At 27.6% G+C, this 11,604-nt stretch carries 14 protein-coding genes and 2 tRNA genes; 2 read left to right on the top strand and 14 right to left on the bottom strand.

What is annotated here, in order from left to right:
• Positions 1-95: 95 nt before the first annotated feature.
• The 7 genes from CKV87_RS09255 to CKV87_RS09225 all read right to left on the bottom strand — a co-directional run bounded on the left by CKV87_RS09255 (position 96) and on the right by CKV87_RS09225 (position 3,664).
• A tRNA-Ile gene (locus CKV87_RS09255) sits at positions 96-172 on the bottom strand.
• A 4-nt stretch (positions 173-176) separates the two neighbouring features.
• Positions 177-267, bottom strand: a tRNA-Ser gene (locus CKV87_RS09250).
• A 94-nt stretch (positions 268-361) separates the two neighbouring features.
• Positions 362-1,048, bottom strand: coding sequence for an orotidine-5'-phosphate decarboxylase (pyrF, locus tag CKV87_RS09245; RefSeq protein ID WP_197697170.1), 687 nt, complete (start codon positions 1,046-1,048; stop codon positions 362-364).
• A gap of 13 nt (positions 1,049-1,061) precedes the next feature.
• Complete coding sequence (gene nusB / locus CKV87_RS09240; protein ID WP_004511226.1) at positions 1,062-1,457, bottom strand: transcription antitermination factor NusB; 396 nt, start codon at positions 1,455-1,457, stop codon at positions 1,062-1,064.
• A 2-nt stretch (positions 1,458-1,459) separates the two neighbouring features.
• Positions 1,460-1,930, bottom strand: a complete 471-nt coding sequence (gene ribH, locus CKV87_RS09235) for a 6,7-dimethyl-8-ribityllumazine synthase (RefSeq protein WP_004511225.1) — start codon at positions 1,928-1,930, stop codon at positions 1,460-1,462.
• Positions 1,931-1,963: 33 nt separating this feature from the next.
• A complete protein-coding gene (gene kdsA / locus CKV87_RS09230) occupies positions 1,964-2,767 on the bottom strand; it encodes a 3-deoxy-8-phosphooctulonate synthase (RefSeq protein WP_012147798.1) in 804 nt (267 codons plus the stop codon).
• Between the two features lie 12 nt (positions 2,768-2,779).
• Complete coding sequence (locus CKV87_RS09225) at positions 2,780-3,664, bottom strand: DMT family transporter (RefSeq protein WP_012147797.1); 885 nt, start codon at positions 3,662-3,664, stop codon at positions 2,780-2,782.
• Positions 3,665-3,781: 117 nt separating this feature from the next.
• Between CKV87_RS09225 and murA the strand changes: the two genes are divergently transcribed.
• Together murA and CKV87_RS09215 are read left to right on the top strand one after the other, a co-directional pair.
• Entirely contained in the window at positions 3,782-5,050 is a 1,269-nt protein-coding gene (murA, locus tag CKV87_RS09220; RefSeq protein WP_012147796.1) for a UDP-N-acetylglucosamine 1-carboxyvinyltransferase, read from the top strand.
• 2 nt (positions 5,051-5,052) lie between these two features.
• Positions 5,053-5,619, top strand: a complete 567-nt coding sequence (locus CKV87_RS09215) for an HNH endonuclease (RefSeq protein WP_012147795.1) — start codon at positions 5,053-5,055, stop codon at positions 5,617-5,619.
• On the opposite strand, the gene CKV87_RS09210 is transcribed toward CKV87_RS09215, so the two are convergent.
• Genes CKV87_RS09210 through tlyA form a run of 7 tightly spaced genes read right to left on the bottom strand, consistent with a single transcriptional unit; the run spans position 5,616 to position 11,595 of the window.
• A complete protein-coding gene (locus tag CKV87_RS09210; protein ID WP_012147794.1) occupies positions 5,616-6,401 on the bottom strand; it encodes a YihY family inner membrane protein in 786 nt (261 codons plus the stop codon). The genes CKV87_RS09215 and CKV87_RS09210 overlap by 4 nt on opposite strands.
• Positions 6,402-6,408: 7 nt before the next feature.
• On the bottom strand, positions 6,409-7,797 hold the full coding sequence (locus CKV87_RS09205) for an FAD-binding oxidoreductase (RefSeq protein ID WP_012147793.1): 1,389 nt from the start codon (positions 7,795-7,797) through the stop codon (positions 6,409-6,411).
• Entirely contained in the window at positions 7,797-8,801 is a 1,005-nt protein-coding gene (locus tag CKV87_RS09200; protein ID WP_012147792.1) for a plasminogen-binding N-terminal domain-containing protein, read from the bottom strand. The genes CKV87_RS09205 and CKV87_RS09200 overlap by 1 nt, the downstream gene beginning before the upstream one ends.
• 11 nt (positions 8,802-8,812) lie before the next feature.
• A complete protein-coding gene (gene bcp, locus CKV87_RS09195) occupies positions 8,813-9,319 on the bottom strand; it encodes a thioredoxin-dependent thiol peroxidase (protein WP_004511217.1) in 507 nt (168 codons plus the stop codon).
• A 12-nt stretch (positions 9,320-9,331) separates the two neighbouring features.
• Positions 9,332-10,039, bottom strand: a complete 708-nt coding sequence (cmoA, locus tag CKV87_RS09190; RefSeq protein ID WP_004511216.1) for a carboxy-S-adenosyl-L-methionine synthase CmoA — start codon at positions 10,037-10,039, stop codon at positions 9,332-9,334.
• A gap of 31 nt (positions 10,040-10,070) precedes the next feature.
• Positions 10,071-10,916 (bottom strand): bifunctional riboflavin kinase/FAD synthetase, encoded by an 846-nt coding sequence (locus CKV87_RS09185; RefSeq protein ID WP_012147791.1) that lies wholly within the window; start codon positions 10,914-10,916, stop codon positions 10,071-10,073.
• Entirely contained in the window at positions 10,885-11,595 is a 711-nt protein-coding gene (gene tlyA, locus CKV87_RS09180; RefSeq protein WP_004511214.1) for a 23S rRNA (cytidine-2'-O)-methyltransferase TlyA, read from the bottom strand. The genes CKV87_RS09185 and tlyA overlap by 32 nt, the downstream gene beginning before the upstream one ends.
• Positions 11,596-11,604: the final 9 nt, after the last annotated feature.

The raw sequence follows: 11,604 nt of genomic DNA, 5'->3' as shown, positions 1-11,604 counted from the left end.
ATAAAAGAATTTAATAAATTTTAGTTTTAGAAATTGTAAATGTTTTGCTAAATTGATAAGTATATATGGATTTTTAAGGGAATGTTTTAAATAAGTGGTGGGTCATGAAGGACTCGAACCTTCGACCACTCGGTTATGAGCCGAGTGCTCTAACCAGCTGAGCTAATGACCCACGATGGCGGACAGTGAGGGATTTGAACCCTCGGTACCGTTGCCAGTACGTCTCCTTAGCAGGGAGGTGGTTTCAGCCAACTCACCCAACTGTCCATTCTTCAGCTGTCTGAATTTATTTTAATAAAATCAGGATGGGAATTATAATAACATATCTCTTAAATATGACTTAAAATGTGAAAAAGGGATATTAAATGCTTTTTAATATCTCTTCTACAACTTTTTTTGGATTATTTGATTTGTAAATAGGTCTTCCAACAACTATAAAATCTACTAAATTTTCTTTTGAAAAAGCAATATCAGCAACTCTTTTTTGGTCACCACTATCTTCTCCAAAAGGACGAATTCCTGGACATAAAGTAATAAAATCTTTTGAAGTGTTATTTTTTATATCTAAACTCTCAAAAGCTGAGCATACAACCCCATCCATTCCTGCTTCAAAAGTATCTTTTGCAAATTGTCTTGCTTTTGTTTCTATATCTTCATTATAAATTGCTTTAAAATTTTCATTATCAAATGATGTAAGAGCAGTTACAGCTAGAACTAAAGGTTTATTTGGAATATCTTTTATCCTTTCCATAACTGTTTTCATAGCAATAATTCCAGCACTTGCGTGAACATTGAACATATCAATTATTCCAAATTTTGATATATCTTCAGCTGCATCAGCCATTGTATTTGGAATATCGTATAGTTTTAAATCTAAAAATATTTTAAAATTTGGATTTATAGCTTTTAACTCTTCTAAAAACTTTTTACCATCTCTTAAATAAGTTCTAAACCCAACTTTTAACCATACATCAAAATCTTTTAACTGTTTTACAAGGTCTAAATTTTCTTTAGCTGTTTCTAAATCTAAAGATACACATAATTTCATAGCTTTATTCATTTTAAGCCTTTACTATTTTATCAAGTAAACCATTTATAAATTTTGGAGCACCATCACTAGCTAATCTTTTTGATAGTTCGATAGCTTCATTTATAATTATTGCTTTTGGTAAACTTTCAAATAAAATTTCATAAATTGCAAGTCTTAAAATAGATTTTTCAACAGAACCTATATCACTTAATGTTCCTTGATTTAAGTTTGAAACTATATTTTCATCAATTTGGCTTAAATTTTTGATAGTTCCATTAAATAAATTAAGTGCAAAATCTTTTTGATTATTTCTTATTTTTTTCTCTTCTAAAATTTCATCTACAAATTTAGTAATACCATCATTTCCTAAATCATAAGCATATAATAGACCAATAACAGACTCTCTTGCTTGTGTTCTAGTTGCCAAAATTATTTCCCCATTTCGTTATATAAATCTAACATTTCAATAATAGTAACCATAGCTTCAGCACCTTTGTTACCAACTTTTGAACCAGCTCTTTCAATTGCTTGTTCTATTGTATCAGTTGTTAAAACACCATTTGATACAGGTTTCCCATATTTTAGTCCAACTGTAGCAATACCTTTTGTAGCTTCTGCACTAATGTAATCAAAGTGTGGAGTTGCTCCTCTTATTACTGCACCAACACAACAAACAGCATCATATTTTCCACTTGATAATGCTTTTTCTAAAGCAAATGGAATTTCAAAAGCTCCTGGAACTAAAATCAAATCTAAATTGTCTTCATTCCCACCATGTCTTTTGAAAGCATCACGTGCACCTTCTACTAATCTATCTGTTATTATGTGATTAAATCTACCATTTATAACGGCAATTTTTTCATTTCCTTTAAGTCTTAAAACACCTTCTATTACTTTCATCTGTTTCTCCAAAATTTGTTTAAAAATAAGGTATCAATTATACCCTAAAGCTTCTTTGATTGCAAAAATCTCATTCATAGTTTTATATAAATCATCAATTTGTAGCATATTTGGTCCATCACTTTTTGCAGTTTTTGGATCAATATGTGTTTCAAAGAAAAATCCATCTACTCCAACACTTGCTGCTGCTCTTGCCATATATGGTACAAAAGAGCTATTTCCTCCTGTTGTTCCACCAGTACTTGGTATTTGTACACTATGAGTTGCATCAAAAATTACTGGAGCATATTGTCGTAGAAGTATAAGGTTTCTCATATCCACAACTAAAGCACCATATCCAAAAGTATTTCCTCTTTCACAAAGCCAAACACCAGCTTTTTGCGAGTTTTCATAAGATACTTCGTCTATTCCTCTTGTATTTAATACTTTTTCAACAGGATGTTTCATAGCATCAGCTGCAAGGAACTGTCCTTTTTTGATATTTATTTTTGCAGGAGTTTTTGCAGCTGCTACGAGTAAATCTGTTTGTCTACATAAAAAAGCAGGAATTTGTAAAATATCTATTATTTCTCCAGCAGGAGCTGCTTGGTATGACTCATGAATATCAGTTACAACTTTATATCCAAACTCTTTTTTTATCTCTTCAAAAATTTTTAGTCCTTCATCAAGACCTGGTCCTCTAAATGAACTTAAACTTGTTCTATTTGCTTTATCAAATGAAGCTTTAAAATAAAATTCTACTCTTTTATCTTCACTTAAAGGTTTTAATTTTTCAGCGATTTTCATCACTGTATCTCTATCTTCAAGGACACATGGTCCTGTCATTATTTTTAACATTTAAAAAATCCTTCAATTTTTTTTAGTAGATACTAATAATCCACTTATAATAATCAAGATTATACCTAAAACTATCAAAAATGAAGGGATTTTATCTCCTAAAAGAGTTCCTAATATTATTGAAAATGCTATATCACTATATGAAATAGTGCCTATAATTCCAGCTTTTGCAAAAGAATATGCTTTTGTCATAAAGATTTGTGCAAAAGTTGCAAAAATTCCTAATAAGATAATAAATATCCAATCATTTACTTCTGGCATTATAAAAGTTGCTAACATAAAATCAAGATGAGGGTTTGTATAAAAATTTCCAATTATCATTAAAATTAGTGGTCCAAGTGCTCCTATTGCCATAAAAGATAAAACTATTGCTCTTGAATCATAATATCTTCTTAATTCTCTCACAGAAGTATATGCAAGTGCAGCTCCTATTCCTGAAAGTATCCCTAAATAGTCACTTTTTTCTAAATTTGTTCCATTAAATTCAGTGATAAATAAAATTCCTATAAATCCTACAAAAACTCCAATCCAGCCTTTAAAACCAAGTTTTTCTTTTAAAAATAAATAAGCAAAAATTGCTGTGAAAATCGCTGAAGTTTTTGAAAAAGTCATGGCTTCACCTAAAGGGATATTTGCAATATTATAAAAGAAAAATAAAAGTGAAACAAAGCCAATAAATCCTCTAAATACTAATAACCAAAATTTTCCACCAAGTTGTTTTAATGGAGAGCGATAAATAGATATTAAAATAAATATTACTCCAAAAATATTTCTAAAAAATACAACTTCTACTGAGCTCATAGAGTTACTTAAATGTTTTGCAGCAACACTCATAAGTGCAAATAAAAATGAAGCAAGAAGTATATATTTTATTCCTTTTGATAATTGTTCATCCAAAATAATTCCTTAATCGTATAAAAATGCGATTGTAGTGCTTATGCTATTAAAATAAGGTAAAAAATAAAGCTTATTTTAGATAATATTAGCCCAAAAATGACTGTTTATAGGAAGATTATGGAATATTTAAAAATTGTTGGTGGAAAAGATATTTCAGGAAGTGTAGAAATATCTGGAGCAAAAAATGCTGCTTTACCTTTGATTGCTTGTACAATTTTAGGAAAAAATGAGATTACTATTGGTAATTTACCAAATGTTGTAGATATAAATACTTTTTTAAAACTTATTTTAAAACTTGGTGGAAGTTTTGTAAAAGAAGAAAACAAAGTAAAAATAAATACTTCAACTATAAATAATACGACAGCAACTTATGATATTGTAAAAACTATGAGAGCTTCAATTTTAGTTTTAGGTCCATTATTAGCTAGATTTGGACATTGCGAAGTTTCTCTTCCAGGAGGTTGTGCAATAGGTCAAAGACCAGTTGATTTACACTTAAAAGCATTAGAGCAAATGGGTGCAAAAATAGAGATTCTTCAAGGATATATAAAAGCAACAGCACCAAATGGTTTAAAAGGTGCAAAAATTGTATTTGATAAAGTAACTGTTGGTGGAACTGAAAATATAGTTATGGCAGCAGCTCTTGCCCATGGTGTAACAACAATTATAAATGCAGCAAAAGAACCTGAAATTGTACAGCTTTGTGAAGTTTTAGCAAATAGTGGTGTTAAAATAGAAGGTATTGGAACATCAAAAATTGTAATAGAAGGAACAGGACAAAAATTAATTGATATAAAACCTTTTGATGTAATTCCTGATAGAATCGAAGCTGGAACTTATATGTGTGCTGCTGCAATTACAAATAAAAAGTTAAAAATAAACAAAGTTATTCCTTTACATCTTGAAGCAGTTATTTCAAAACTTGAAGAAATGAATTTTGAAGTATTACAAGATGAAAATAGTGTTACAATTTTACCAACAAATGAAATAAAACCTGTAAACATAATCACAACAGAATATCCTGGATTTCCAACAGATATGCAAGCACAATTTATGGCACTTGCAACTCAAGCAAATGGAACAAGTACTATTGATGAAAGATTATTTGAAAATAGATTTATGCATGTTAGTGAACTTTTAAGACTTGGAGCAGATATTCATCTAAATGGAAATATTGCGACAATCAATGGTAAAATGGGAAGCTTAAATGGAACAGATGTTATGGCTACTGATTTGAGAGCTTCTTCTGCTCTTGTATTAGCTGCACTTGTAGCTAACGGAGAGACAAATATTCACAGAATTTATCATCTTGATAGAGGGTATGAAAATCTTGAAGGTAAACTTTCTCTTATTGGTGCAGATGTAAAAAGATCTAAAGAGGACTAATTTTGATTGAGACACTAAAAAAGATGTTTTCTACAAAAGAAGATACTAAAATTGATGAATTTGAAATATTTTTAGAAATTTTAGAATCTTATATGAAAACTAATCATCCAAAAATTAAAATAGATTACAGTGTCTCAAAACATTTTGAAAATGAAACAAATCTAAAAGTTAGAAAAAGTTTAATGATTGAAAATATTGTTAAACAATTTCAAAACTTTGAATATATAAAAACTACTCAAAAATCAATTCAAAAAGATAAACTTTGGAATGGATATAACTTAAATTCGGCAACAAATTTTAAATATCCAGTTGACTGGCTAAAAAGAAAAGAGTTTGTTTATAGAAGAGATGAGGGTTGTTGTAATAGATGTGGAAAATTTTTAGCTGAATTAACTGATGTTCATACAGCTTTTGCAAAAGAGATAAAAGATGGTGGTACTTACCATTTTGAAAATATTATAATATTGTGTTTTGATTGTTATAAAATTGTAGATTTTAATCAAAATGATTCAAAAGGAAATTTACACATTTCTTTAAATGATAAATTATTAGATTTAGTGAAAAATTAAGATTTTTTCATTTTTAAATCTAGTTTGTGACACATCTTTATTCCATATAAATATATTATCCATGAAACATAAATCCAAAAAAATGTAAACAATAAAGTAGCAAGTGAACCATAAATAGTTGTATAAGTTTTATTATAAATTACATAATAAATAAATAGATTTTTAGAGATACTTAAAACTGCTAAAGTAAAAAATGATGATATTAAAGCTGCATAATTAGCTATTTTTTTATTTGCACTTAATTTAAATAAACTAAAAAATATAAACCAAGTAAATATAAAAGATATAGAGTTTCGCAAAAAATCATTTTCTAAGAATGACAAAACAAAAGTTAAAATGACAAAAAATAGAGGAAATATTATAAAAAATAAAGAATAAATAAAAAAAGATAATATAACAGGACGTCTTATTGTTTCGTGAATTTTATTTACAATATAATCATAATCTTTAAAAAACATCACAAAAACAAATATCATATAAATAATTCCTAAAAATCCTAATTTGTTTGAATTAGAAATATAGTTTTCTAAAGCTTCGATTATATCTTTTGAATGAGTTGGATTTATAAAATTAAACAGATAAATAGTAAAAGTATTCATATAAGCATGAAATTCTGGAAAATTTGAAATAATTGCTATTGCTAGAGCAATTATTGGTAAAATAGAGAAGATAGTAAAAAAACTTAAACTCGCTGCATAGTAAGTTGTATCATCATTAAAAAATGAATCAACAGCAAGAATAAATTTTTTTAAAAGATTTATATTACCATCTTCTTTTTGCATAACTAAATTATAATCCCATTTTAAAAGGATTTAAGATGTTATTTGGGTCAAAAGCTTTTTTGATACTTCTAAATAGATTCATCTCAGCTTCAGTAAATGCAATATTCATAAATGGTGCTTTTGAAAGTCCAATACCATGTTCTCCACTTAAAGTTCCACCTAAATCTACAACATATTGAAAAATTTCTTCGATAGCTTTATGTCCATCTTCCATCTCTTTTTCATTTGTTTTGTCTTTAACCATAACATTTACGTGGATATTTCCATCTCCTGCATGACCAAAACAAGGAACGTTGAATCCATATTTTCCACCAATTTTATAGATTCCTTCTAATGCAACTGGTAATTTACTTCTTGGAACAGAAATATCTTCATTTAATTTTTTAGTTCCATAAATCATAGTTGCTGGACTTGCATTTCTTCTTGCAAACCAAAGCTTTTTGCTCTCTTCTTCATCACTTGCCACTATAAAATCAATAGAACCATTTTGTGCAAAAGAGTTTTTTAAAGTTTCTAATTGAGAGTTTATTTCATCTTCACTACTTGCATCAACATCACCAACTAAAATTCCACCTGCATTTTCAGGAAGGCTAATATGAGGAAATTTTTGTTTTAATGCTTTAATTACAAGAGCATCTAAAAATTCCATTGCAACAGGATTAGCACCAGCAGCAAGTGATTTAAAAACAGCTGTCATGGCACTATCAACGCTAGGAAAAACTCCCATATATGTTTTTTTGAATTTTGGTTTTGGAATTAGTTTTAAAGTAATTTCAGTGATAACTGCTAAAGTTCCTTCACTTGCTATTAAAATTCCAGCTGTGTTATAACCTGCTACATCTTTAATAGTTTTTTTACCAGCAACTATAATATCTCCATTTGGTAAAACTGCTCTTAATGCCATTACATAATCTTTTGTAATACCATATTTTGCAGCTCTCATTCCACCTGCGTTTTCACTTACATTTCCTCCAAGAGACGAATATTCCTCACTTGCTGGATCTGGTGGATAAAATAGTCCTACTTCTTCAACTGCTTTTTGAAATTGCATATTTATAAGTCCTGGTTGAACAACTCCAACCATATTTTCCATATCAATTTCAAGTAGTTTATTCATATGTCTTTCAAGTGAAAGAATAATTCCACCATTTGCTGGAAGTGCACCACCAGTAAAACCTGAACCAGCTCCTCTTGGAACGATAACTATTTTATGTTCATTACAATATTTTAAAATATCACTAACGTCCTGTTCATGTCTTGGAAAAACTACAGCATCAGGTTCAAATCTACTTCTTGTTGCATCATAACAAAAAGCAATTAAGTGAGCTTTATCACTTTTTATATTTTCAACACCTACAATAGAAGTTAAATAATCTAAATGTTTTTTATCAATCATTATTTTAATCCTAAAATTTGCTTATAATAATCATCATAACCTAAATCTTCTTTATCAGAGAAAAATGGAATAGATGAAAAATCAATAAGAGGTCCTTTTATCTCTTCAACTCTTGTATAAAATGGCATTTGTTTCTCTTTTATATTTACAGGAAAGCTATAAACATCTAATATAGCAAATGTTTTTGTATCAAGAATATATACTTTACTATCTAATACAAAGAAGATTGTTCCTAAGTTTTGTTCAATTGCAAATTTTTGAATATCTTCTTTTGTTGGGAAAGGTTGATTATTTACTTTTAATTTTGTACCAAAAATATCTGAGTGAATAAAGTTATTTTGTTTAAAATCACTTCTTACTGCTTGGAAGCTATCATAATCAGGTGCAATTAATAAAGATTGATTGTACATATAATTTAAAACGATTACATCATTATTTGTTACAACTCTTTTTGTAGTTGGAATAGCATCTTGTTTTAAGTCATCAAAAGGAAAATATTCAACAACTGATGAAGTAGGAGTTGAACTGATAACTTTTGCATTTGCAACAATTAATCTTTTATCATTATCATAAATATGTACAACAATACCAGATTGTCCAACAGTTAAATTACCAATTTCAATTGTACTTTGGTTATCTTTTAGATTTACAACTTTTGCACCAATAGGTTTGATTGAAAACTCTTTTTTAGAATAGTTTAAACTATTTGCATAAGTTTTAGGTGTATTTGATAAAGCTTGATTTGTATTTTTATAAAAATAGTATGAATAGCTAAGTTTATTTTGAGATGTTGTAACTTGAATATCTAAAATATCCCAACCAGATTTTTTCATATCATTTAAAGTCAATTTTCCTTCACAAATTCCACCATCAAGTTTTGAAGTTTCAATTTGAGAAGGTAAATCTAAACCATTTTTATAACAAATAGTTTCATCAGCTAATAAATTACTTGAAAGTAGAGATATTGCACCTAAAAATAGAGCTTTGTTAAACGTTTTTTTCATCATTTTTCCTATTAGTTTGATTGTAATTCTTGAAGTTTAGTTCTAACTTCATCAACATGTAAAATTTCGATTTTTTCACCTTTTACACTTTTTGTTTTTCTAACACTTACTTTATCCCAAAAAGCTGCAATTTTTCCTTCAGGATTTATAATAAAAGTGCTTCTTACTACACCCATAAACTCTTTACCCATAAATTTTTTCAGTTGCCAAACACCAAAATCTTGACATATTTTTTTCGTTTCATCAGATAATAAAGTTATTGTTAAGTCATATTTATCAATAAATTTTCTGTGTTTTTCTGTATCATCAGGACTTACTCCTATAACAACAGCATCTAAATCATCAAAAAATGAGTGTTTATCTGTAAAATCGCAAGCTTCAGTTGTACAACCAGGAGTTAAATCTTTTGGATAAAAGTATAAAACTATCCATTTTCCTGCTAAATCTCTTGAACAAATCTCTACATCATCTTGATTTGGAGCACAAAAACTTGGTGCATTATCTCCAATTTTTAACATAACTTTTTTCCTTTATTTTATTGCTATAAATGTTGCAAAATTTACCCATTTAAAAATAGTTTCACAATGGCTAAATCCAGCATCTTTTATCATTTTTTTATTTTCATCTTCAGTATAAGGTATTAGTACATTTTCTAAAGCTTCTCGTTTTTGTGATATTTCAAATTCACTATAACCTTGAGTTTTTTTAAACTCATAATATTCATCAATGCACTGTTTATTTAGGTTAGAATTTGTTGAAATAACTTTTTCACTAAAGATAAAAATACCTTTTTCATCTAATGAATCATATATTTTTTTTACTAATTTTTCTCTTTGTAATGGTCTGATAAATTGTAAAGTATAGTTTGAAAGAATAAGTTTTGCATCATTGTATGTTACATCATGTAAATCAGCATTTATTAACTCGATTTCAACCCCAAAAGCTTTAGCTTTGTTTGAAGCTCGTTTTAGCATTGCATCAGAGTTATCAATACCTATTAATTTTAAATTATGTTTACAATGTTTGCTTAATTCAATTAAAGTTGAAGCAGTAGAACATCCTAAATCATAAACTTTGTCATTTTCACTTAGAAAATTGCAAGCAAAATTTATTGATAATCTTTGCATCTCTTTATAAAAAGGAACTGATCTATTTAGCATATCATCAAATACGCTAGCTACTTCTTCATCAAATTCAAACTGTTTTGTAATTGATTTATTAAATACTTTATCTATCATACTTATATTTTATCTAAAAGAGTTAAAATTTTTATTTAATCAAAGAAAAATAGTTTTTTGAGACTTCAATATCATCAAGAATCTGTTTTTTTAGTTCTTCAAAACTATCAAATTTTTGATTGTCTCTAACTCTTTTTATAAATTTTATTTGAATATTATGATTATTTACTTCTATATTTTTATCTAAAATATGAGTCTCAACTGCATAATTTCCATCAGTTGTAGCTCTATGTCCTAAAAAACTAACAGAAGAGTATTCAATTTCATCAACAACAGTTTTTGATATATAAATTCCTTCTTTTGGAAGTAAAAATTCATCAATTGTTAGATTTATTGTTGGAACAAAGTTTGTAGTTCCTAAACCTTGACCTTTTTGTAAAAAGCCATAGATTTTGTACTCTTTTCCTAAAAGTTTGTTTGCAAGTTCTATATTTCCATCTTTTATAAATTCTCTAATAGTTCTTGAATGTACAGCGATATTATCAACTTTTATTTCAGGAATAATAATAACTTCTCCATCAAAAAGCTCTTCCAAATCTTGCGTTGAACAACTTCTATTTTTTCCAAAACAAAAGTCATAACCAACAACTATTTTTTCTAATTTTGGAAACTCTTCTTTGAGTAACTTTATAAATTCAATTCCTTCAAGTTTTTTTATATTATCAAGAACATAATAATAAATTGGATATTTGCTATATTCTTGTCTATAACTTTTTGGAGTTAAGTTTGCAAAACCTGATTCTATTGAAACAATGGCACCATTTTCACCTAAATTTTTAAAAAGTTCTTGATGTGCTATATGCATACCATCAAATCCACCAATTGCAATAGCTGTAATTGTATTTTTATTTACTAAAATAGAAGAACTCTTCAACATTTCCATCTTTTCCTTGTAGTTTACTAATATTTGAATATTTTAAAGTCCAATTTAAAATATTTGTTTTATTTAAAAAGTTGTCTCTTGCTTTTTGTATTGCATTATTATCTTTTACAATACCTTTTTTATCTCTTTTTACATTAGAACCTACTTCAAATTGTGGTTTAAAAAGGATAATTATATCTTTTGATGCAAGAGTATTTATAGCATCAATTATGTTTAATATAGAGATAAATGATACATCACAAGTAACTATATCAAAAATTTCATCACTTTCAAAATTTCTAATATCAGTATTTTCAAAAAAGTTTATTTTATCGTTATATTTTATTCGTTCGTGGAGTTGATTTGTTCCAACATCAACGCAAGTTACTTTTTTTATCTCATTTTCTAATAAAATTTGTGTAAATCCACCAGTGCTACTTCCTATATCTAAAGCATTTTTATCTTTTAAATCAAAGTTTTTTAACTCTTGTAAGAAAAATTTTAATTTATAAGCAGCTCTTGAAACATAAAAGTCATCTTCTAAGAGTTCAATTTTATGAAAATCCAAAACATTAAAAGATGGTTTTGTTATAATCTCACCATCACATTTAACTTTATTTGATTTTATAAGTTCAGTCGCTTTGTTTCGACTTTGTATATTAAAATTAGTAGTTAAGTACATATCTAGTCTCATAGGCGGAAT

This window comes from Aliarcobacter butzleri, assembly GCF_900187115.1.
Lineage (GTDB): Bacteria > Campylobacterota > Campylobacteria > Campylobacterales > Arcobacteraceae > Aliarcobacter > Aliarcobacter butzleri.
Note: the sequence above shows the minus strand (reverse complement) of the source record. Positions and strands in the feature narration are given on the sequence as shown.